Origin of the sequence: Streptomyces bungoensis (assembly GCF_001514215.1) — a bacterium.
Lineage (GTDB): Bacteria > Actinomycetota > Actinomycetes > Streptomycetales > Streptomycetaceae > Streptomyces > Streptomyces bungoensis.
This window is the reverse complement of record NZ_KQ948889.1, coordinates 1-25,144: the sequence shown is the minus strand read 5'-3', so window position 1 is coordinate 25,144 and position 25,144 is coordinate 1. Positions and strand designations below refer to the sequence as shown.

General features: G+C 75.6%; 3 protein-coding genes. All 3 read right to left on the bottom strand.

The genetic code is table 11. The features are described 5' to 3' along the window. On the bottom strand, positions 1-5,246 hold a 5,246-nt coding region (locus tag AQJ66_RS40790; protein WP_159052708.1), incomplete at its 3' end, for a type I polyketide synthase. A gap of 61 nt (positions 5,247-5,307) precedes the next feature. Then, entirely contained in the window at positions 5,308-21,120 is a 15,813-nt protein-coding gene (locus AQJ66_RS36370) for a type I polyketide synthase (protein ID WP_425264331.1), read from the bottom strand. Positions 21,121-21,165: 45 nt separating this feature from the next. Then, positions 21,166-25,144: SDR family NAD(P)-dependent oxidoreductase (locus AQJ66_RS36365; protein ID WP_061931180.1), on the bottom strand; the 3,979-nt coding region annotated here is incomplete at its 5' end.

The following is a 25,144-nucleotide window of genomic DNA, read 5'->3' as shown; positions in this document are numbered from 1 at the left end:
GACATGACGCTGGCGGAGTTGCCGGTGCCGAGATGGCCGGCGACCTCTTCTGCCGTGGCCGGGTCGAGGGGACGGGAGGCGTAGTCCTGGTAGTTGGTGCCGGCGAACACTCCGGTGCGGGAGCCGCGCAGCGTCGTCGGGTCGATCCCGGCCCGTTCGAACGCCTCCCACGCCAGCTCCAGCAGCAGCCGCTGCTGCGGGTCCATCGCCAGCGCCTCACGCGGCGAGACGCCGAAGAAGGCGGGGTCGAACTCGGTGACGTGGTCGAGGAAGCCGCCGCCGCGCGTGCTGGCCCGGCCGGGGACGCCGGGCTCGGGGTCGTAGAGGTTGTCGAGGTCCCAGCCGCGGTCGTCGGGCCAGTCGGTGATGGCGTCGGTGCCGTCGGCCAGCAGCCGCCAGAACTCCTCCGGGGTGCTCACCCCTCCCGGAAAACGGCAGCTCATCGCGGTGATGACGACCGGGTCGCCTTCGGTGACGCGCGGTGCGACCGGCGCGGCGGTCTCGGCCGTAGCGTCCGGGACGAGGATGTCGCGGAGGTGTTCGGCGAGCGCGGCCGGGGTCGGGTAGTCGAACACGAGGGTCGCGGGCAGGGGGCGGCCGAGGGCGCCGCTGAGGGCGTTGCGGAGCTCCACGGCGGTGAGCGAGTCGAAGCCGAGTTCCCGGAAGGAGCGGGTCGGTTCGACGTCCTGCGGGCCGGTGTGGTTGAGGACGACGGCGACGTGGGCGCGGACGAGTTGTTCGCACGCGGCGCGCTGCTGGGGCCGGTCGAGCGCGGCGATCCGCCGGGCGAGGTCGTCGGTGCCGGAGGCGTCCGCGTCGGTGGTGAGGTGCGGGTCGTGGGCCGGGCGGGCGGCCAGGGCGCGCCGGGCGTCGGGCAGGTCGTCGAGGAAGGGGCGGGGGCGGGCGGAGGTGTAGGCGTGGGCGAACAGGTCCCAGTCGATGTCGGTGACGGCGACGGTGGTGTCGTCCTGGTCGAGTGCCTGCTGCAGGGCGCTGAGGGCGAGTTCGGGGTCCATGGGGCGCACGCCGTGCCGTCGCAGGCGTGCGCCGACCGAGCCTTCGGCCATGCCGCCGTCGGCCCAGGGGCCCCAGGCGACGGCGGTGGCGGGCAGGCCGCGGGAGCGGCGCTGCTGGGCGAGGGCGTCGAGGAAGGCGTTGCCGGGGGCGTAGTTGGCGTGGCCGGGGGCGCCGATGGTGCCGGCGGTGGAGGAGAAGAGGACGAAGGCGGTCAGGTCGAGGTGGGCGGTGAGCGCGTCGAGGTTGCGGGCGCCTCCGGCCTTGACCCGGAGGACTTCGGCGAGCCGGTCGGGGGTGAGGGTGGTGACGACGCCGTCGTGGAGCACGGCCGCGGTGTGGAAGACGGCGGTGAGGGGGCGTTCGGCGGGGATGGTGGCGAGTACGGCGGCGAGCTGGTCGCGGTCGGCGATGTCGCAGGCCGTGATGTCGACGTGTCCGGCGCCGAGTTCGGTCAGTTCGGCGCGCAGTTCCGCGGTGCCGGGGGCGTCGGGGCCGGTGCGGCTGAGCAGGAGGAGGCCGGGCGCGCCCTGGCGGGCGAGGCGCCGGGCGAGCTGGCGGCCGAGGGCGCCGGTGCCGCCGGTGACGAGGACGGTGCCGGTGGGCGTCCAGTCGCGGCGGGCGTCCAGGCCGCCGGTGGCCGCGCGGGTGAGGCGGCGGGCGAGCAGTCCGGTGGGGCGGACGGCGAGCTGGTCCTCGTGTCCGAGGCCGGCGAGGGCGGCGGTGAGTCGGTCGGCGGCGGTGGCGTCGAGGGTGGCGGGCAGGTCGATCAGGCCGCCCCAGCGCTGGGGCTGTTCGAGGGCGACGACGCGTGCGAAGCCCCAGACGAGGGCCTGGTCCGGGGCGTCGACGGTCTCGGTGGGGCCGGTGGCGACGGCGCCTCGGGTGGCGAACCAGACGGGGGCCTCATGGCCGAGGTCGTCCAGTGCCTGGACGAGGCCGACGGTGGCCGAGAAGCCGCGGGGCAGGCCGGGCAGGCCGTCGTGGTCCTCGTCGCTCAGGGCGAGCAGCGACAGCACGGCGTGCGGGCTGTTCCGCTCGGTGGCGCTCAGGAGTTCGGCGATCCGGGTGCGGTCGTCGTGTGCCGAGACGGCCACGGTGACGGGGTCGGCGCCGGCGCGGGCGAGCGCCTCGACGACGGCGGTGGTCCGGGCATGGCCGGGGTGTGACGGGTCCTGGTGGGTGGCGGGCACGGCGACGAGCCAGGTGCCGTGCAGGACGGGTGGCGGGGCGGTGGGCAGGGGCTTCCAGGTGACGCGGTAGCGCCAGCCGTCGGCGGTGGCGGTCTCCCGGCTGCGCCTGCGGTACTCGCTGAGGGCGGGCAGCACCGTGGAGAGGGTGGTCTCGTCGAGGTGGAGGGCGGCGGCCAGCGGGCCGGTCTCGCCGTGCTCGACGGATTCCCAGAAGCGGGCGTCGCGGTCCGGGCCCGTGGCCGCGGCCGGTGCGGTGGGCCGGGCGGGGGTGGGCCAGTAGGTGCGGCGCTGGAAGGCGTAGGTGGGCAGGTCGACCCGGGTGCCGGCGCCGATCAGGGCCGCCCAGTCGACAGCGGCGGCGCGGCGTACGCCCAGTTCGGCCAGGGACGTGAGGAAGCGGCGCGGTCCGCCCTCGCCGCGGCGCAGGGTTCCGGTGACGACGGTGCCGGTGCGGCCGTCCTCGTCCAGGGTGTCGCGCACGGCCGCGGTGAGCACGGGGTGCGGGCTGGACTCGACGAAGACCCGGAAGTCCTGGGCGGCCAGGGCGCGTACGGCGTCGGTGAAGCGGACGGTGCGGCGGAGGTTGTCGTACCAGTAGGCGGCGTCCAGGTGCTCGGTGTCGAGCCAGTCGCAGGTGACGGTGGAGAAGAACGGCACCTGCGCGGTGCGCGGCCGCACGGGGGCGAGGTCGGTCAGGAGCCGGTCGCGTATCCGCTCCACCTGTGCGGAGTGGGAGGCGTAGTCGACGGGGATCTGCCGGGCCTGGACGCCTGCGGCGGTGAGGTCGGCGACCAGGTCGCGCACGGCGTCGGCGTCGCCGGAGACGACCACGGAGGCGGGGCCGTTGACGGCGGCGACCGAGACCCGTCCGTCCCGGTGGGCCAGTCGCCGCGTCACGTCGGCGACGGGGAGCAGCACGGACGCCATGCCGCCGCGTCCGGCCAGTGCGGTGAGGGCGCGGCTGCGCAGGACGACCACGCGGGCGGCGTCGTCCAGGGTGAGGGCCCCGGCGACGCAGGCGGCGGCGATCTCGCCCTGGCTGTGGCCGACGACGGCGTCGGGGCGCACGCCGCGGGACTGCCAGAGCCGGGCGAGGGAGACCATGGTCACGAACAGCAGGGGCTGGACGACGTCCACGCGGTCCGGGGTGGGTGCGCCCTCGGTGCCGCGCAGGACGGCTTCCACGGACCAGTCGGTGTACCGCTCGACGGCGCTCGCGCAGGCGGTGAAGTGCTCGCGGAAGCCGGGGTCGGTGTCGAGGAGTTCAGTGGCCATGCCGGGCCACTGCGGGCCCTGGCCGGGGAAGACGAAGAGGGTGCGGCCGTCGGCGTCGGCCACACCCCGCACCAGCCCGGCCGCCGGTGCGCCGGCCGCCAGGGATTCCAGGCCCCGCAGCAGTTCCGCGCGGTCGGCGGCGAGGAGCACGGCGCGGTGTTCGAAGCCGGCGCGGGTGGTGGCGAGTGACCAGGCCAGGTCGCGCGGGGCGGGAGCGTCCTGTTCGGCGCTGGTGCGCAGCCGCGCGTGCAGGGCGGCGGCCTGGGCCCGCAGGGCGGCGGTGCTGCGGGCGGAGACGACGTACGGGAGTGCGGGGTGGGAGGGCGGGGTGGGCCGTCCGGGCTGCGCGGCCGGTTCGGCGGGTCGGGGTTCGGCGGGTTCGGGGGTGGCCTGTTCGAGGATGACGTGGGCGTTGGTGCCGCTGACGCCGAAGGAGGAGACGGCCGCGGTGCGCGGTCGGGCCTCGGCGGCGGGCCAGGGGCGGGCCTCGGTGAGCAGTTCGACGCGGCCCGCGGTCCAGTCGACGTGGCTGGTGGGCCGGTCGACGTGGAGGGTGCGGGGCAGCAGCCCGTGCCGCATCGCCTGCACCGTCTTGATCACGCCGGCGACGCCGGCGGCGGCCTGGGTGTGCCCGATGTTGGACTTCACCGAGCCCAGCCACAGCGGCCGTTCCCGGTCCTGGCCGTAGGTGGCGAGCAGCGCCTGCGCCTCGATCGGGTCGCCGAGCGTCGTGCCGGTGCCGTGCGCCTCGACGGCGTCGACGTCGGCGGTGGACAGCCGGGCGTCGGCGAGGGCCTGCCAGATGACGCGCTGCTGGGAGGGGCCGTTGGGTGCGGTGAGGCCGTTGGAGGCGCCGTCCTGGTTGACGGCGCTGCCGCGGACCACGGCGAGCACCGGGTGGCCGAGGCGGCGGGCGTCTGCGAGCCGTTCGACCAGCAGCATGCCGGCGCCTTCGGCCCATCCGGTGCCGTCGGCGGCCTCGGCGAACGCCTTGCAGCGGCCGTCCGGGGCGAGGCCGCGCTGTCTGCTGAACTCCAGGAAGAGGCCGGGGGTCGACATCACGGTGACGCCGCCGGCGAGCGCGAGGTCGCACTCCCCGGCGCGCAGTGCCCGGACGGCGAGGTGCAGGGCGACCAGGGAGGAGGAGCAGGCGGTGTCGACGGTCACGGCGGGGCCCTCGAGGCCGAGGGTGTAGGAGACGCGGCCGGAGACGACGCTGGCCGCGTTGCCGGTGCCGACGTGTCCTTCCAGGCTCTCCTGCGAGGCCAGCAGGAGCGCCGGGTAGTCCTGGCCGTTCGTGCCGGCGAAGACGCCGGTGCGGGAGCCGCGCAGGGTCGTCGGGTCGATCCCGGCGCGCTCGAACGCCTCCCAGGAGATCTCCAGCAGCAGCCGCTGCTGGGGATCCATGGCCATGGCCTCGCGCGGCGAGATGCCGAAGAAGGACGCGTCGAATTCGCCCGCGCCGGCCAGGGCGCCGCCGGAGGTGCTGTACGTCTTGCCGGGGCGGCCGGGCTCGGGGTCGTAGTGGTCGGCGAGGTTCCAGCCGCGGTCGGTGGGCCACTCGGTGACGGCGTCACCGCCGGACTCCAGCAGCCGCCACAGCGCCTCGGGCGAGTCGGCGCCGCCCGGGAAGCGGCAGCTCATCGCGACGATGGCGACCGGCTCCCGGGAGGCGGACTCGGCCTCGCGCAGCCGCCGGCGGGTCTCGTGCAGGTCACCGGTGACCTTCTTGAGGTAGCTGAGGAGCTTTTCCTGCTCGTTCACGCGTACGCACCCACCTGGAAGGTCGTGTCGGTCACGGTGGCGGACCTGTTCGGGCGGCCGGTCATGAGATGCCGAGGTCGTTGTCGATGAGGGCGAAGATCTCCTCCGCGCCGGCGGACTCGATCCGCTCGTGCAGGTCGCCCTCGCCCTCGTCCGCGTCTTCGGCCCGGGATGCGCCCTGGCCGTTCCAGCGGGAGGCGAGCGCCAGCAGGCGGGAGGCGATCCGGCCGCGCTGTACGTCGTCCTCGGCGAGCCGGGACAGGGCGGCCTCCAGCCGGTCGAGGGCGTCGAGGGCGGGGGCGTCGTCGTCCTCGTCTCCGGTCAGTGAGCGCAGGTGGCCCGCGAGGATCCGGGGCGTGGGCTGGTCGAACAGGAGTGTGGCGGGCAGGTGCAGTCCGGCGGCGACGCCGAGCCGGTTGCGCAGTTCCACCGCCATCAGCGAGTCGAAGCCCAGTTCCGTGAAGGCCCGGTCCGGGTCGACGGCGTCCGCCGAGCCGTGTCCGAGGACGGTGGCGACATGGCCGCGGACCAGCTGGAGCAGCAGCCGCTCCTGCTCGGGGTCGGCGAGTCCGGCGAGCCGGGTGCGCAGCGCGCCGCCCGTGTCCTCGTCGGTACGGTCCCGCTCCGCGGCCCGCAGCAGCTCCCGCGCTTCGGGCAGTTCGGCGAGCAGCGGGGCCGGGCGTACGGCGGTGAAGCCGGGCACGAAGCGGTCCCAGGCCAGCTCGGCGATGGTCAGTGCGGCCTCGGAGCCGTTCACGGCCCGGTCGAGCGCGGCCAGGGCCGGCTCCGGGTCGAGCGGGACGACTCCGCCGCCGCGCAGCCGGGCCTCGGCTTCCGGACCGCCGGCCGCCATGCCGCCGCCTGCCCACGGGCCCCAGGCGACGGCGGAGGCGGGCAGTCCCTCGGCGCGGCGCCGGGCGGCGAGTGCGTCCAGGTAGGCGTTGGCGGCGGCGTAGTTGCCCTGACCGGCCGAGCCCACGGTGCCGGCGAAGGACGAGAACAGGACGAACGCCGACAGGTCGCGGTCGCGGGTGAGCCGGTCGAGGTTGCGGGCGGCGGCGAGCTTCGGCCGCAGCACCGCCTCCAGCCGTTCGGGGGTCAGCGACTGCAGCAGCCCGTCGTCCAGGACGCCGGCGGCGTGCACCACGGCGTCCACCGGGTGCTCGGCCAGCAGCGCGGCCAGCGCGTCGGGGTCGGCGGTGTCGCAGGCGGCGAGGGTCACCTCGGCTCCGGTGGCGGCGAGTTCGGCGCGCAGCGTCTCGGCGCCCTCGGCGTCGGGTCCGCGGCGGCCGGCCAGCAGCAGGTGCCCGGCGCCGCGCTCGGCGAGGCGGCGGGCGACGCGGGCGCCGAGCGCTCCGGTGCCGCCCGTGACGAGCACGGTCTGGCCCGAGCAGTCCCAACCGGTCGCCTCCGCGGCCGGGCCGGGGGCGGGCCGGGCGTGCACGAGGCGCCGCGCGAGCAGGCCGGTGGCCCGTACGGCCGTCTGGTCCTCTCCGGTGCCGCCGGACAGCACGGCGGCGAGCCGTTCGGTGGTGCGGCCGTCGAGTTCGGCGGGCAGGTCGACGAGACCGCCCCAGCGCTGCGGGTGTTCGAGGGCCGCGACCCGGCCCAGCCCCCAGGCGGCGGCCTGGACCGGCGAGCTCGGGCCGTCCCGGTCGGTGGTGGCGACCGCGCCGGACGTCGCACACCACAGGGGTGCGCCGATCTCCAGGTCGCCGAGCGCCTGGGTCAGCGCGAGCAGCGCCGCCAGGCCCGCCGGGGTCGCGGTGTGCGGGGCAGTGGCCGGCTCGGTCTCGTCGAGGGCCAGCAGCGACAGGACGCCGGTGAGCGCCTCCGGTTCCGGGAGCTTGCGGAGCTGCTCGGTCAGCGCGGCCCGGTCGGTGAGGGCGCAGTCCACGACGAGCGTCACCGGGTGTGCTCCGTGCGCGGCCAGGCCCTCGGCGAGCGTGTCCGTCCACGGATCGTCGGCCCGTGAGGCGGGCACCGCGAGCAGCCAGGTACCCGACAGGACCGGCGCGGCGCCGTCCGGTACGGGCCGCCAGGCCACGGTGTAGGTCGCGGCGTCGAGCGTCGCACGGTCGCGGCGGCGGCGCCGCCAGGACGTGAGGGCGGGCAGCAGTTCGCGCAGCGGGGTGTCCGAGCCGAGATCGGGCCGGTCGGTCAGCTCCCCGAGGTCGCCGCGCTCCACGGCCGCCCAGAACTCCTCGTCCACCCGGTCGGTCCCACCCGGTTCGCCGGTGGCGTGCGCGGTGGCGGACTCCAGCCAGTAGCGGTCGCGCTGGAAGGCGTACGTCGGCAGTTCGACGGTGCGGGCCGGTCCGGTGAGGCCGGTCGGCGGCGCGGCGAGCCCGCGCACGTGCAGGGCTCCGGCGGCCAGCAGGGCGGCGACCGGTTCGGGCCGGCCGCGGCGCAGCACGGGAACGGCGCAGGGCTGGTCGGCCGGCTGCCGCGGGGCGTCCTCGGCGGGCTGTTCCAGGGTGTCGAGGGTCAGCGCGGTCAGCGACCCGTCGGGGCCGAGTTCCACGAAGGTGCCGACGCCGTCCCGGCGGAGGGTGCGCACCCCGTCGGCGAACCGCACGGTCTGCCGCACGTGCCGTACCCAGTGGTCCGGCGAGGCGAGTTCGGCCTCCGTGGCCAGGCCGCCCGTCACGTTGGAGACGACGGGGATCGCGGGCGCGGCGTAGCGCACGCCGCGCGCGACCTCCTCGAACTCCGCAAGCATCGCGTCCATATGCGCCGAGTGAAACGCATGGCTGACCCGCAAACGCCTAGTCTTTCGGCCCAGCCCGGCGAAATGGGCGGCGATGTCCGAGACGGCGTCCTCGTCGCCGGAGACGACGACGGCGGCGGGCCCGTTGACGGCGGCGATGCCGGCGCCCGCGCCGAGCAGCGGCGTCACCTCTTCCTCGGCGGCCTGGACGGCGGCCATCGCACCGCCCTCGGGCAGCGCGTCCATCAGGCGTCCCCGGGCGGCGACGAGGGCGCACGCGTCCGCCAGTGACAGCACCCCGGAGACGTGTGCGGCGGACAGTTCGCCGATGGAGTGCCCCATCAGCGCGTCCGGGGTCACGCCCCAGGACCGCACCAGTTCGTACAGCGCCACGTGGACGGCGAACAGGGCGGGCTGGGTGTAGGCGGTGCGGTCCAGCAGCCCGGCCCGCCCGGTGCCCTCCGCGGCCAGCACCACCTCGGCCAGCGGAACCTCCAGGTGCGGGGCGAACGCGGCACAGACCCGGTGGAAGGCTTCGGCGTACGCCGGGAACCGGCCGAGGAGTTCGCGGCCCATGCCGGCCCGCTGGGAGCCCTGGCCGCTGAACAGGAACGCCGTACGGCCCGACGGCCCGGTCCGGCCGTGCACCACGGCGCCGGTGTCCTCGCCGCGGCCGAGGGCGGCGAGGGATGCGAGCAGCTCCTCGCGGTCCGTGCCGACCGCCACTGCCCGGTGCTCGAACACCGTGCGGCCCGTGGCCAGCGAGTGCGCCACGTCGGCGGGCTCCAGGCCGGGGCGGGCCGTCAGATGGGCGCGCAGCCGGTCGGCCTGCCCGCGCAGGGCCGCGGCCGTCCGGCCGCTGAGCGGCCAGGCGAGCGGCCCGGCGGTGCGGGGTTCCGCCTCCGGAGCCGGGGCCGCGGGGTTCTCCCGCGGGACTTCGGCGCCCTCTTCCAGGACCACGTGGGCGTTGGTGCCGCTGATGCCGAACGACGACACCGCGGCCCGCCGCGGGTGTCCCGCGCGCGGCCAGGGCTCCGCCTCGGCGAGCAGCGCGATCCGGCCGGCCGTCCAGTCGACGTGCGTGGTCGGACGGGTCAGGTGCAGGGTGCGCGGCAGCACGCCGTGCCGCATGGCCAGCACGGTCTTGATGACCCCGGCGACGCCGGCGGCGGCCTGGGTGTGCCCGATGTTGGACTTCACCGAGCCCAGCCACAGCGGCCGTTCCCGGTCCTGGCCGTAGGTGGCGAGCAGCGCCTGCGCCTCGATCGGGTCGCCGAGTTTCGTGCCGGTGCCGTGCGCCTCCACCGCGTCGACGTCGGCCGGCGTGAGACCGCCCGCCGCGAGCGCGGCCCGGATGACCCGCTGCTGGGCGGGGCCGTTGGGCGCGGTCAGGCCGTTGCTGGCCCCGTCGGAGTTCACGGCGCTGCCGCGGACCACGGCGAGCACCGGGTGTCCGTTGCGGCGGGCGTCGGACAGCCGCTCCAGCAGGAGGATGCCCGCGCCCTCGCCCCAGCCGGTGCCGTCGGCGTCGTCGGAGAAGGCCTTGCAGCGGTGGTCGCGGGCGAGCCCGCCCTGCCGGTCGAACTCGGCGTACGCGCCCGGCGTCGCCATCACGGTCACGCCGCCGGCCAGTGCCAGGTCGGACTCGCCGGACCGCAGCGACTGCGCCGCCCAGTGCAGGGCGACGAGGGACGACGAGCACGCGGTGTCCACGGTGACCGCCGGCCCCTCCAGACCGAGCGCGTAGGCCACCCGGCCCGAGGCCACGCTCGCGGCGTGCCCGGTCAGCAGCTGTCCCTGCGCGTCCTCGGGGACGGCGTGCGCGGCCGAGCCGTAGCCCTGGTAGTTCGTGCCGACGAACACGCCCGTACGCGATCCGTGCAGGCTGCGCGGGTCGATCGCGGCCCGCTCCAGTGCCTCCCAGGAGATCTCCAGGAGCAGCCGCTGCTGCGGGTCCATCGCCAGCGCCTCGCGCGGCGAGATGCCGAAGAAGTCCGGGTCGAAGTCGGCGGCGTCGTAGAGGAATCCGCCCTCGACGCCGTCGGCCTGCCAGCCGCGGTCCGCGGGCGGGGCGCCGATCGCGTCGACGCCGTCGGCGAGCAGCCGCCAGAACTCCTCCGGGCTGCGTACCCCGCCGGGGAACCGGCAGCCGATCCCCACGATCGCGATGCGCCCGTCGTCCCCGGCCGGGTCGGTGGCACCGGCGGCCCGCAGGGCCGGGGACGCGGCGCCGGTGACCGCACCGGTGCCGGACGCGCTGTCGTCGAGCAGTTCGCCGGCGATGTGCCGCGCGAGCGCCTGCGGCGACGGATAGTCGAACACCAGCGTGGCCGGCAGGCGCAGTCCGGTCGCCGCGCCGAGCCGGTTCCGCAGCTCGACCGCGGTCAGCGAGTCGATGCCGAGGCCCCGGAAGTCCCGGCCGGCCTCGACCGCGTCCGGGCTCGCGTGTCCCAGCACCAGCGCCGTCTGCGCGCGTACGAGATCCAGCACGGCCGTCGCCCGCTCGGCGTCGGCCAGCGCGGCGAGCCGCGCCCGGAAGCTCTCGGCGGCACCGCCGTCCCCGGCCGGCGACGCCGTGCGCCGTGCCGGGGCCACCGCGAGACCACGGAGCATGGGAGGCAGTGCCGCGACCGCCTGCGGGTCCCGGAGCACGCGCCGGTCCAGTGCGATCGGCGCGAGCACCGGCTCGGTACGCCGACACGCCGCGTCCAGGGCGCCCAGCCCCTGCTCAGGGTTGAGCGGGAGCATGCCACCGCGCGCCATGCGCCGCAGGTCGGCCTCGGTCAGCTCGGCCGTCATCCCCGCACCCGGCGCCCAAGGCCCCCAGGCCAACGCGGTCGCCGGCAGCCCCGCGGCACGACGGCAGGCGGCGAAAGCGTCGAGGAAGGCGTTGGCGGCCGCGTAGTTCGCCTGGCCCGCACCGCCGAAGGTCCCGGCTATGGAGGAGAAGACGACGAACGCAGACAGGTCCGCGTCCCGGGTCAGCTCGTGCAGGTGCGCCACCGCGTCCACCTTCGGCCGCAGCACCCCGGCCAGCCGCTCGGGCGTCATGGAGGAGACCACGCCGTCGTCCAGAACACCGGCCGTGTGCACGACGGCTGTCAGCGGATGCTCCGCCGGAATCGTGCCGAGGGCGGCGGCGAGCTGGTCTCGGTCGGCCACGTCCACCGCGACGACCTCGGCATGCACGCCCAAGTCGGCTAGTTCCGCGACGAGTTCGGCGGCGCGCGGTGCCTCCGGGCCGCGACGGCCGGCCAGCAGAAGACGCCGCACACCGTGCTCGGAGGCCAGGTGACGGGCCACCAGGGCACCCAGACCACCCGTGCCCCCGGTCACCAACACCGTGCCATCGCGGTCCAGCGGAGCCGGAACCGTCAGGACCACCTTGCCGACGTGACGGGCCTGGGAGAGATACCGGAACGCCTCCGGCGCCCGTCGCACATCCCAGCACGTCACCGGAAGCGGCACCAGGACGCCTTCCTCGAACAACGTGACCAGATCGGCCAGCATCTGCCCGATCCGCTCCGGACCGGCATCCCACAGGTCGAACGCCCGATACGCCACACCCGGATGCTCTGCGGCAACCACGTCCGCGTCCCGGACGTCGGTCTTGCCCATCTCCAGGAACCGACCACCACCCGGCAGCAACCGCAGCGACGCGTCCACGAACTCACCCGCCAGCGAGTCCAGGACCACGTCCACGCCCCGGCCCTCGGTCACCGCCAGGAACGCCGCCTCGAAGTCGGTGTCCCTGGACGAGGCGATGTGCTGTTCATCCAGGCCGAGTTCACGCAAGGTGCCCCACTTGCCGGCACTCGCCGTGGCGAACACCTCCGCGCCCAGATGCCGGGCCAGCTGCGTCGCGGCCATCCCCACACCACCGGCCGCCGCATGCACCAGCACCCGCTCACCCGCCCGCACCTCACCCAACTCGGTGAGCGCGTAGTAGGCGGTCAGGAACACGATCGGTACGGAAGCCGCCTGCGCGAACGACCACCCCGCAGGGATACGGGCCACCGTCCGGGCATCCGCCACCGCCACCGGCCCGAACGAGCCGGGGAACAGGCCCATCACGCGGTCACCGACCGCCAGCCCGGACACCCCGGGACCGACCTCCGTGATCACACCCGCACCCTCGAGACCGAAGTCCCGCGCATCTCCCGGATACATACCGAGCGCGTTCAACACATCCCGGAAGTTCACGCCCGCCGCCCGCACGGCGACACGGACCTGCCCCTCCACCAGCTCCGCCCGCGCGACAGGGGTCAGCACCAGACCCTCCAGCGTCCCCTTCTCCACGATGTCCAGCCGCCAGGCCGACTCGTCGGCAGGGGTGGGGAGTTCGTGGTCGTCGGTCGTGCGTGCCAGGCGGGGGACGAAGGCGGCGCCGTCACGGACGGCGATCTCCGTCTCGCCGGAGGCGAGGGCTGCCGTGACCACGCTCCACGACTCCGGATCCGCGTCCACGTCCAGTAGCGCGAACCGCCCGGGATTCTCGGCCCGGGCCGCCCGCCCCAGGCCCCACACCGCCGCCAGGACGGGATCGGGGTGCGTCCTGCCGGCTGTGACGGCGCCCTCGGTGACGACGACCAGCCGGGCGCCCTCGAACCGTTGCTCGGCCAGCCATGCACGGACCAGTTCCAGGAGCCGTGCGGTCGCGGTGTGTACGGCCTCGGCGTCGGCACCGGCCGGGCGTACGACGCGTACCAGTACGTCGTCTCCGGCCCGGGTTCCGGGCTCCGGCAGCGAGGTGGGCACGGTCGCCGGTGTCGGATGCGCGGGGCCGTCGGCGGGGGTCGTGCCGAGCGGGAGCGGGGTCCAGTCGACCCGGTGCAGCAGTGCGGCGTGGCCGGTGGCCGCCGCGGTGACGGGTGCCGCGCCGAGCGGGCGCAGCGTGAGGGAGTGCACGGTGGCCACGGGGGCGCCGGACGGATCGGTGAGGTCGAGGGCGACCGCGCCGGAGCCGGTGGCGCGCAGCCGGGCGTGCAGGCTCGCCGCTCCGGTGGCGTGCAGGGTGACGCCGGTCCAGGAGAAGGGCAGCCCGGGGCCGGACGGTCCGTCGGTGGGGGCGCCGGCGGTTGTCGGGGCGAGGCCGAGGGCGTGCAGGAACGAGTCCAGCAGCGCGGGGTGGATGCCGTAGCGGCGTGCGTCCGCGGCCGCCTCGGTGGGGAGGGCCGCCTCGGCGAACAGATCGTCGCCGAGTCGCCGTACCGAGGTCAGGCCGCGGAACAGCGGGCCGTAGGCGAGGCCGGTGTCCGCCAGCCGGTCGTAGAGGCCGTCGATGGGGAGGGCGGTGGCGTCGGCGGGTGGCCGGGTGTCCGTCGCGGGGGCCGGTTCGGCGGGTTCGGGCCGCAGGGTGCCGGTCGCGTGCTGGAGCCACGGCCCGTCGTCGGAGCCGTCCGCGTCGGGGTCGTCGGCGGGCCGTGAGTACACGCCGATGTCGCGCAGGCCGCTCGGGTCCGGGCCGCCGATCGTGACCTGGAGCTGGACGGCTCCTTGCGCGGGCAGGGCGAGCGGGGTGTGGAGTGTGAGTTCCTCGACGGTGGCGCAGCCGACGCGGTGGGCCGCGTGCAGGGCCAGGTCCAGGAAGGCGGTGCCGGGCAGCAGGGCGCATCCGGACACGACGTGTTCCGCCAGCCAGGGCTGGAGCCGGGTGGAGAGCCGCCCGGTGAGGACGGCTGTCCCGCTGTCCGCGAGGGTGACGGCGGCGCCGAGCAGCGGGTGCCCGGCGTCGGACAGGCCCGCCGAGCGGAGGTCGCCGAGGCGGGCTCCGGTCTGGCGCGGCCAGTAGCGGCGGTGCTGGAAGGCGTAGGTGGGCAGCTCGGCGGGGCGTGCCGCTGGGAAAAGCGCGGACCAGGTGACGTCGGTGCCGTGGGTGAAGAGGTGCGCGGCCGCCGACAGCAGCGTGTGGGGCTCGGAGCGGTCGGGACGCAGGCTGGGGACGGCCGACGGTTCCCCGTCGGTGACCGAGGCGTGGACCAGGGCGGTGAGGGTGCCGTCTGGGCCGAGTTCCAGGAACCGGGTCACGCCCTCGGCGCGCAGGGTGTGCACGGCGTCGGCGAAGCGGACCGTCCGGCGCACGTGCCGCACCCAGTACTCCGGGGAGCACAGCTCCTCGGCGGTGGCCGTCTGGCCGGTCACCGTGGAGACCACGGGCGACTGCGGCCGTTCGTACGAGAGCGCCTCGGCGATCGCGCGGAAGTCGGCGAGCATCGGCTCCATCAGCGGCGAGTGGAAGGCGTGGCTGACGCGCAGGGACGTGACCTTGCGGCCCTGGGCCCGGAAGTGCGCGGCGACCTCCTCGACGCCCTCCGCCACGCCCGAAAGCACGACCGATCGCGGCCCGTTGACCGCGGCGATGCCCACCTCGGCCCCGAGCAGCGGCAGCACCTCCTCCTCGGTGGCCTGGACGGCGACCATCGCGCCGCCGGCCGGGAGCGCCTGCATCAGCCGGCCACGCGCGGCCACGAGACGACAGGCGTCCGCCAGGGACCACACGCCGGCCACATGCGCGGCAGCGATCTCACCGATCGAATGCCCGGCCAGCACGTCGGGCCGGACGCCCCACGACTCCAGCAGCCGGAACAGCGCCACTTCCAGGGCGAACAGGGCGGGCTGGGTGAACTCCGTGCGCGCGAGCGGTTCGGGGTCGTCCCCGAAGACGGTCTCCCGCAGCGGGTGGGGCAGTTCGGTGTCCAGGTGGGCGCAGGCCGCGTCGAAGGCGTCCGCGAAGACCGGGTACGTCTCGTACAACTCGGCGCCCATGCGGATCCGTTGGGCTCCCTGCCCGGCGAACAGGAAGGCCGTCCGGCCGTCGGGGTCCACCCGGCCGGTGACGACGCCCGGGGCGGGCGCGCCGGCGGCCAGGGAGGCGAGGGCCGGGAGCAGTTCCTCACGGGTCGTGCCGAGGACGACGGCGCGGTGTTCGTGCGCGGTGCGGGTGGTGGCGAGCGACAGGCCCAGGTCGGTGGCGGTCGGTTCGGGCCGGGCCTCGGCGTGGGCGAGGAGCCGTGCGGCCTGGTCGCGCAGGGCGCCGGCGGAGGCGCCGGAGATCACCCAGGGCAGTGGGCCGCCGCCCGCCGCGGGCGGCGGCGTCGTGGGCTCGGCGTCCTGCGGGCGCCCGTCCGTCTCGGACCGGTCCGCCGCCGGCGGTTCCTCGAGGATGACGTGTGCGTTGGTGCCGGAGACGCCGAACGCGGAGACCGCCGCGCGGCGCGGCCGGCCGGGGCGGGGCCACTGCCTGTGCTCGGTGAGCAGTTCCACGGCGCCCGCCGACCAGTCGACGTGGGTGCTCGGGACCTCGGCGTGCAGGGTGGCCGGGAGCATGCCGTGGCGCATCGCCTCCACAGTCTTGATGACGCCGGCGACGCCCGCGGCGGCCTGCGTGTGACCGATGTTGGACTTCAACGACCCCAGGTACAGGGGCCGTTCGCGGTCCTGGCCGTAGGTGGCGAGCAGGGCCTGCGCCTCGATCGGGTCGCCCAGGGTGGTGCCGGTGCCGTGCGCCTCGACGGCGTCCACGTCGGCCGGGGCAAGGCCGGCGTCGGCCAGGGCGGCGCGGATGACCCGCTGCTGGGCGGGCCCGTTGGGGGCGGTCAGGCCGTTGGAGGCGCCGTCCTGGTTGACCGCGGAACCGGCGACCACGGCCAGGACCGGGTGCCCGTTGCGGCGGGCGTCGGAGAGGCGTTCGACGACGAGGACGCCCACGCCCTCGGCCCAGCCGGTGCCGTCGGCGTCGTCGGAGAACGCCTTGCAGCGGCCGTCCGGGGCGAGTCCGCGCTGTCGGCTGAACTCGAGGAAGGCGCCCGGGGTGGACATGACGGTGACGCCGCCCGCCAGCGCCAGGTCGCACTCGCCCGCGCGCAGCGCCCCGACCGCCAGGTGGAGGGCGACCAGCGAGGACGAGCAGGCGGTGTCGACGGTGAGGGTGGGCCCTTCGAGGCCGAGGGCGTAGGCGATGCGGCCGGAGACCACGGCGGCGGCGTTGCCGGTGCCGAGGAAGCCGTCGCCGGCGTCGGGGGTGCTCAGCAGCAGCGCGGGGTAGTCCTGGCCGTTGGAGCCCATGAACACGCCGGTGCGGCTGCCGCGCAGGGTGCCCGGGGCGATGGCCGCGCGCTCCAGCGCCTCCCAGGAGGTCTCCAGCAGGAGCCGCTGCTGCGGGTCCATGGCCAGGGCCTCGCGGGGCGAGATGCCGAAGAAGTCCGCGTCGAAGTCGCCGGCGCCGGTGAGGAATCCGCCGTGCCGGCAGTAGCTGGTGCCAGGGCGGCCGGGCTCGGGGTGGTACAGGGCGTCGAGGTCCCAGCCGCGGTCGGTGGGGAAGCCGGTGACGGCGTCCCCCGCACCGGCCACCAAGTTCCACAGGTCGACGGGTCCCGTGACACCGCCGGGCAGCCGGCAGCCCATGCCGACGATGACGACCGGATCGTCGTCCGGCCGGCCGGCGGGTGCGTCGCGGCCGGCCGAGGGGGCGGCGAGGCCGCTCACGGGGGTGGTGCCGTCCGGGTCGCCGAACAGTTCGGCGTGCAGGAAGGCGGCGAGGTCCACGGGCGTGGGGTGGTCGAAGACGAGCGTGGCGGGCAGCGTGAGGCCCGTCTCTGCGGTGAGGCGGTTGCGCAGTTCCACGGCGGTGAGCGAGTCGAAGCCCGAGTCGCGGAAGGCGCGCCGGGTCTCCAGCAGCGCGGCGTCGGCGTGGCCGAGGACGGCGGCGGCGTGGGTGCGGACCAGTTCCAGCAGGGCGCGGGCGCGTTCGGCGGCCGCACGGTCCGCGAGACGCTCGCGCAGCGCCGTCGCGGCGTCGTCGTGGCCGGGGGTGGCCGGATCCGCGCGCTGGGCGTCCTCGGCCTCGGGCACCCCGCTGAGGAGGGGGCTGGGGCGGGTGCTGGTGAAGCCGGGGGTGAACCGGGCCCAGTCGACGTCGGCGACGACCTGTCCGGTCACGCCCTGTTCCAGGACGCGGCGCAGCGCGGCCAGCGCGGTGCCGGGGTCGAGGGGGGCGAGGCCGCGCCGGCGCAGGTACTGCTCGGCGCCGTCCTCGGCGGCCATGCCGCCCCCGCCCCAGGGCCCCCAGGCCACGGAGGTCGCGGTGGCGCCGCGGGCGCGGCGCTGTTCGGCGAGCGCGTCCAGGTAGGCGTTGGCGGCGGCGTAGGCGCTCTGGCCGCCGCTGCCCCACACGCCGGCGATGGAGGAGAAGAGGACGAACGCGTCGAGCGGACGGTCCCCCTGGGCGCGCAGGACGGCGTCGAGGTGGGCGGCGCCGTGCGCCTTGGCGGCGAGCACCGTACGGAACCGGTCGGCGTCGAGGCCGGGCAGCGGCGCGGTGTCGGTGACGCCTGCGGCGTGGACGACGGCGTCGACGGTGTGGCGGGCCAGCAGCCGTTCGACGGCCGTACGGTCGGCGACGTCGCACGCCTCCACGGTGACGCGGGCGCCGAGGTCGGTGAGCCGTGCGGCGAGTTCGGCCGCGCCGGGGGCGTCGGGCCCCCGGCGTCCGGTCAGGACGAGGTGTTCGGCGCCCTGCTCGGCGGCCCAGTGGGCGACCCGGGCACCGAGGGCTCCGGTGCCGCCGGTGATGAGGACGGTGCCGCGGGGCTGCCAGCCGGCGCCGGCCTGGGGAGCGGCCGGGTCGTCGGCGTGCCGCAGGCGGCGGGCGAGGACGCCGGAGGCGCGCACGGCGACCTGGTCCTCCGTGCCGGAGGCCAGCACCGAGGCGAGCCGTGCCGCGGCGCGCCGGTCGACGGTGTGCGGCAGGTCGACGAGGCCTCCGAAGCGGTCGGACAGTTCCAGGGCGGCCACCCGGCCCAGTCCCCACAGCGCGGCCTGCGCCGGATCGGGTGCCGCGTCGGAGCGTGCGGTCGCCACCGCCGTGCGCGTGGCGAGCCACAGCGGGGCCGTCACCCGGGCGTCGCCGAGCGCCTGGATGAGCCGTACGGCGGGCAGGATCCGCCCGGCCGGGTCCGCCGGGTCGCCCTCGGCGGGTTCCGGGGCGTCGCCGGGCAGGGCGAGGACGCCCGTGAGGGTGCCGGCGTCCGCGAGCCGGGCGGCCAGCGCGTCGCGCTCCTCACCGGGTGCGTACGCGAACGACACCGGTTCGGCGCCCCGGGCCGCCAGGGCGTCCAGGACCGTACGGGTCAGGGCCTGCCCGGCCGGGCCGGCGGGGACCACGAGCAGCCACCGGCCGGTGAGCGGGGGGCCGGCGGCCGCGTCGAGGGGCTGCCAGGCGATCCGGTAGCGCAGCCGGTCCACGCGCCCCTGTTCGCGCCGCCCTCGCCACCACGAGGACAGCGCGGGCACGAGGGGCCGCACGAGGCCCTCGTCCACCTCCAGGGTGCCGGCCAGCGCGGCGATGTCCTCGTGCTCGACGGCGGTCCAGAAACCCGTGTCCTGGCCGCCGGTGCCGTCGGCCGGCAGCGGGGCCGGCGCCGTGGGCTCGAGCCAGTAGCGCTCGCGGCGGAAGGCGTACGTGGGCAGTTCGACGGTGCCGGCCCCGGTGCCCGCGAAGACGGCCGGCCAGTCGACGGGTGCCCCGTGCGCGAAGGCGTCCGCCGCGGCGGCCAGCAGGGCGACGGGCTCGGGGCGGTCCTTGCGCAGCGCGGGAACGACCGTTACTCCCTCGCTCTCCAGGCACTCCCGGGCGAGGGCGGTCAGCGTTCCGTCGGGGCCCAGCTCCACGAACCGGGTCACGCGGCGCTGCTCCAGCAGCCGTATGCCGTCGGCGAACCGGACGGGCTCGCGCACGTGGCGGACCCAGTAGCCGGGCGAGCACAGGTCGGCGGGCCGGGCGGTGCGGCCGGTCACGTCGGAGACGACCGTCAGCCGCGGCGGATGGTAGGTGACGCTCTCGGCGACCGACCGGAACTCGTCGAGCGCGGGCTCGACCAGCGGCGAGTGGAAGGCGTGGCTGACCCGCAGGGGCGTGGCCTCGCGGCCCTGGGCGCGGAAGTGCGCGGCGATCTCCGCCACCGCCTCGGCGGCACCGGAGACCACCACGGCGCGCGGGCCGTTGACGGCGGCGATGCCCACCCGCCCGGTCAGCAGGGGCAGCACCTCCTCCTCGGTCGCCTGGAGGGCGGTCATCGCACCGCCCTCGGGGAGTGCCTGCATCAGCCGGCCGCGCGCGGCGACCAGACGGCAGGCGTCGGCCAGCGACCAGACACCGGCGACATGCGCGGCGGCCAGCTCGCCGACGGAGTGCCCGAGCAGGAACTTCGGGGTGAGGCCCCACGCCTCGAACTGCCGGAACAGGGCGACTTCGAGGGCGAACAGGGCGGGCTGCGCGTACTCGGTGCGGTTCAGCGCCTCGGCGTCCGTCCCGAAGACGATCTCCCTCAGGCTGAAGGGCAGTTCGGCGTCCACCGCGTCGAACGCGGCGGCGAAGACCGGATGGGTCCGGTACAGCTCCTCGCCCATGCCGGTGCGCTGGGAGCCCTGGCCGGCGAACAGGAAGGCGGTGGCGCCGCGCAGGGTACGGCCGCGGACGACCACGGTGCCCGGCTCGCCCGCGGCGAGCGCGGCCAGTTCCCGTACGGCGCCGTCGTGGTCCGTGGCGAGGACGACCGCCCGGTGCTCCAGGGCGGCCCGGGTGGTGGCGAGCGCGTGACCGACGTCCAGCGGGCGCGGCGGCTCGGTGTCCTCGCGCAGCCGGTCCAGCAGCCGGGCGGCCTGCGCGCGCAGCGCTTCCTCGCTGCGCGCGGACACCGGCCACGGCACGACGGGCAGCACCCGCTGTGCGGCCTCGGGCGTGTCCGGCTCGGCGGCCGGGTCGGCGGGCTCGGGCGCCGGGGCCTCCTCGATCACGGCGTGGGCGTTGGTGCCGCTGATGCCGAAGGAGGACACACCGGCGCGCCGCGGCCGGTCCCGCCGCTGCCAGTCGACCGGCTCGGTCAGCAGTCGTACCGCCCCCGCCGACCAGTCGACGTGCCGGGACGGCTCCGAGACGTGCAGGGTGCGCGGCAGCGTTCCGTGCCGCATCGCCTCGACCATCTTGATGACGCTGCCGACGCCCGCCGCGGACTGGGTGTGCCCGAGGTTCGACTTCAGCGAGCCCAGCCACAGCGGCTGTTCGCGGTCCTGGCCGTAGGTGGCGAGCAGGGCCTGCGCCTCGATCGGGTCGCCGAGCGACGTGCCGGTGCCGTGCGCGTCGACGGCGTCCACGTCGGCGGGGGCCAGTCCGGCGGCGGTCAGGGCGGCCCGGATCACCCGCTGCTGGGCGGGCCCGTTGGGCGCGGTCAGACCGTTGGAGGCCCCGTCGGAGTTGATGGCGGTCCCGCGTACGACGGCCAGCACGGGGTGTCCGCGGCGGCGGGCGTCGGACAGCCGCTCCACCAGGAGCATGCCCGCGCCCTCGGCCCAGCCGGTGCCGTCGGCGTCGTCGGAGAAGGCCTTGCAGCGGCCGTCCGGGGCGAGTCCGCGCTGGCGGCTGAACTCGTAGAACATCGCGGGGGTGGCCATCACCGCGACGCCGCCCGCGAGCGCCATGTCGCACTCTCCGCGGCGCAGCGCCTGGCACGCCCAGTGCAGGGCGACGAGCGAGGAGGAGCACGCGGTGTCGACGGTGACGGTGGGCCCCTCCAGGCCGAGGGTGTAGGCGATGCGGCCGGAGGCGACCGAGGTCGCGTTGCCGGCCAGCAGCAGGCCCTGCACACCGTCGGGGAACTCGCTCACACCGGCGCCGTAGCCGGAGGTGGCGGCACCGACGAAGACACCGGTGCTGCTGCCCCGGACCGAGCCGGGGTCGATCCCGGCCCGTTCGAACGCCTCCCAGGAGATCTCCAGCAGCAGCCGCTGCTGCGGGTCCATCGCCAGGGCCTCGCGCGGCGAGATCCCGAAGAAGCCCGCGTCGAACCGGGACGCCTCGTGCAGGAAGCCACCGCCGAGCGCGTAGAAGGTGCCCGGGCTGTCCGGGTCGGGGTCGTAGCCCGCCTCGACGTCCCAGCCGCGGTCGGCGGGGAATCCGGAGATGGCGTCCCCGCCCGTGTCGACGAGCCGCCACAGCTCCTCCGGGCTGTCCACGCCGCCCGGGTACCGGCAGCTCATCGCGACGATCGCGATCGGTTCCCGGTCCCGTGTCTCCACCTCGCGCAGCTGCCGGCGGGTCTGCCGCAGCTCTGCGGTCAGCCGCTTGAGGTACTCGACGTACTTGTCGTCCATCTTGCCGTCTTCAGCCACCAACGCCACATCCCTGAGCCGATGCCGACGGTCTCCCGCGGCTGATCACGACATCCCGAGTTCTTTGTCGATGAGGTCGAACAGCTCGTCCGCCGTCTCGACGGAGTCGAGTTCTCCGTCGTCCGCGTCGGCGAGCGCCGCTCCGGGCTGCCCGGAGCCGGTGCCGTTGTCGTGTCCGGCACCGCTGACCCTCGTTGCCAGTTCCTGCCACTTCGCCGTCAGCCGCTGCAGCCGGGAAGTGATCGTCGCGTGGTCGTCCCCGCCGACCGCGCCGCCACCGGCGGCGGCGCCGGCCAGGGCGGTCTCCAGCCGGTCGAGTTCGGCCAGGAGCGGTGCCGCCGACGCGGGGGCAGCCGGGCTCCCTCCCGCATCCGTGCCGGGGACCCGGCTGCCGGGGACCTGGTTGCCGGGGGCTTCCGGCAGGGTGATCTCCGTCAGCAGGTGACCGGCGAGCACCGTCGGTGTCGGATGGTCGAACACCAGCGTGGCCGGAAGCCGCAGCGCGGTCGCCGCGTGGAGGCGGTTGCGCAGCTCCACGGCGGTGAGCGAGTCGAAGCCCAGCTCCTTGAACGCCTGGTCGGGTTCGATCTCGTCCGCCGAGGCATGACCGAGAGTGGCCGCTGCCTGGGCGCACACCAGATCGACCAGGTACTGCTCCCGGTCGGCCGGGGCGAGCGCGGCGAGCCGGGCACCGAGGTCCCGTGGCCCGGCGTGCGTCCCCGCCGCCGCTTGCGCCGCGCGCCGGGCCGGTGCCCGGACCAGACCGCGCAGCAACGGGGGTACGGCGTCGGCGTGGGGCCGCAGCGCCTTCAGATCCAGGTCCACCGGCAGCAGCAGCGCCCGCTGTGCGGGAGCCGCCGCGGTCCTCAGCCCGGCCTCGTCGAGCAGGTGGAGGCCCTGCTCGACGGCGAGCGGCCGCATGCCACCGCGCGCCATGCGCCGCAGGTCGGCCTCGGTCAGCTCGGCCGTCATCCCCGCACCCGGCGCCCAGGGGCCCCAGGCGAGGGACACCGCGGGCAGGCCGGCGGCGCGGCGGGTGGTGGCGAAGGCGTCCAGGAAGGCGTTGGCGGCCGCGTAGTTCGCCTGGCCGGCGCTGCCGAAGGTGCCGGCTATGGAGGAGAAGACGATGAACGCAGACAGGTCCGCGTCCCGGGTCAGCTCGTGCAGGTGCGCGACCGCGTCCACCTTCGGCCGCAGAACACGCGAGACGCGTTCCGGGGTCATGGAGGAGACCACGCCGTCGTCCAGGACACCGGCCGTGTGCACGACGGCCGTCAGCGGATGCTCCGCCGGAATCGTGCCGAGGGCGGCGGCGAGCTGGTCTCGGTCGGCCACGTCCACCGCGACGACCTCGGCATGCACGCCCAAGTCGGCTAGTTCCGCGACGAGTTCGGCGGCGCGCGGTGCCTCCGGGCCGCGACGGCCGGCCAGCAGAAGACGCCGCACACCGTGCTCGGAGACCAGGTGACGGGCCACCAGGGCACCCAGACCACCCGTGCCACCAGTCACCAACACCGTGCCGTCCGGGTCCAGCGGCACGGGGACGGTCAGGACCACCTTGCCGACATGCCGGGCCTGGGAGAGATACCGGAACGCCTCCGGCGCCCGTCGCACATCCCAGCACGTCACCGGAAGCGGCACCAGGACGCCTTCCTCGAACAACGCGACCAACTCGGCCAGCATCTGCCCGATCCGCTCCGGACCGGCATCCCACAGGTCGAACGCCCGATACGCCACACCCGGATGCTCTGCGGCAACCACGTCCGCGTCCCGGACGTCGGTCTTGCCCATCTCCAGGAACCGACCACCACCCGGCAGCAACCGCAGCGACGCGTCCACGAACTCACCCGCCAGCGAGTCCAGGACCACGTCCACGCCCCGGCCCTCGGTCACCGCCAGGAACGCCGCCTCAAAATCGGTGTCACGCGAAGACGCGATGTGCCGATCGTCCAGGCCGAGTTCACGCAAGGTGCCCCACTTGCCGGCACTCGCCGTCCCGAACACCTCCGCGCCCAGATGCCGGGCCAACCGCGTCGCGGCCATCCCCACACCACCAGCCGCCGCATGCACCAGCACCCGCTCACCAGCCCGCACATCAGCGAGATCCGTGAGCGCGTAGTACGCCGTCAGGAACACGATCGGTACGGAAGCCGCCTGCGCGAACGACCATCCCCGCGGAATCCGGGCCACCGTCCGGGCATCCGCCACCGCCACCGGCCCGAACGAGCCGGGGAACATCCCGAAGACCCGGTCACCGACCGCCAGCGAGGACACACCCGGACCGACCTCCGTCACCACACCGGCGCCCTCGCCGCCAAGCAGCCCCGCCTCCCCCGGGTACATGCCGAGCGCGTTGAGGACGTCACGGAAGTTGACGCCCGCCGCACGTACGGCGACACGGACCTGGCCCTCCGCCAACTCCGCGGCAGCCTCGGGGAAGGGGGCCAGGACGAGGCTGTCCAGGGTGCCCTTCTCCACGCTGTCCAGGTGCCAGCACGACTGCTCCAAGGGAACAGGGAGTTGACCGCCCATCGGGACCCGGCTCAGGCGAGGCGCGTACAGGGCGCCCTCACGCAGGGCTACTTCCGGTTCTCCGCAGGCCAGGGCCTGGTCGAGTGCTCGGCGGGACGCGTCGGTGCCGTCGGTGTCGACCAGCGCGAACCGGTCCGGAGCCTCGGCGCGTGCGGCCCGTACCAGGCCCCACACCGCGGCGAGCGCGGGGTCGGAAGCCTTCTCGTCGAATGCGACCGCGCCCTCGGTGACCACGACCAGCCGGGAGTCCTCGAAGCGATCGTCGGCCAGCCACTCGCGTACGGCGTCCAGGGCCCGGCCGACGGCTGCCCGAACCGCCCCCGGCGCGTCGGCGGCCGTGCCGTTCGGGTCGGCGGCCACGCTGAGCAGCACGGCCGTGGGGACAGCCTGCGGAAGTGCCGCCAGGGTCGGGTAGGCCGGTGATCCGGGCATGAGGTCCCCACCGCCGACCACCGCCGCCGCCGGGATCGACGTGGCCGTTTCCCGCTCGGGCGGCGTGATCCTGGTCCAGTCGACTTGGAAGAGGTTCTCCCGGTGACCGGGTGTCTCGGCGCGTGCGGCGAGGTCGCCGGAGACCTGGCGAAGCAGCAACGACTCGACGGTGGCCACCGTGCCACCCGCCGGATCCGCCAGGTGCAGGGCGACGGACTCCGGTCCGGCCTGCACCATGCGGACGCGCAGCGCCCGGGATCCGGACGCGCGCAGCGACACACCGGTCCAGGAGAACGGCAGCCGTCCCTGCCCGGCTTCCGCCAGTGACACGAACATCATCGCGTGCAGGGCGGAGTCCAGCAGTGCCGGGTGGATGCCGAAGTCACCCGCGAGCCGCTCGTGGTCGTCGGGCAGGCCCACGTCGGCGAAGACCTCCTCGCCACGGCGCCAGACCGCGCGCAGACCGCGGAAGACCGGCCCGTAGGCGAATCCGGCCTCGGCGAAGCGGTCGTAGAAGTCCTCGACGGGGACGGGCTCCGCGTTCGGCGGGGGCCAGGCGGTCAGGTCGGGCGACTGGGCGTCCGAGTTCGGGGGCCCGGCGACGAGTGAACCGCTGGCGTTCAGCGTCCACGGGTCGGTGTCGAGGGCGTCCCCGGCGCGGGAGTAGATCTCCACGGTGCGTGTGTCCGACTCGTCCGGTGCGCCGGCCCTGACCTGGACCAGTCGCCCGGTGCGCTCGGGCACGACCAGCGGGGCGGCGATCGTCAGCTCCTCGACGCGGTCGCAGCCCAGTTGCCCGGCGGCGCACAGGGCGAGCTCGAGGAAACCGGTGCCCGGGAAGAGGACGGTGCCGCTGACGGCGTGGTCGCGCAGCCAGGGGTGCGTCCGCAGGGAGAGCCGCCCCGTGAACAGCGCCTCCTCGCTGCCGGCCACGCGCACGGCGGCTCCCAGCAGCGGGTGCCCGGCCGTGTGCAGACCCGCCGAGCCCAGGTCGCCGAGGGTGACGCCGGTGAGGTTGGGCCAGTAGCGGCGGCGTTGGAAGGCGTAGGTCGGCAGGGGC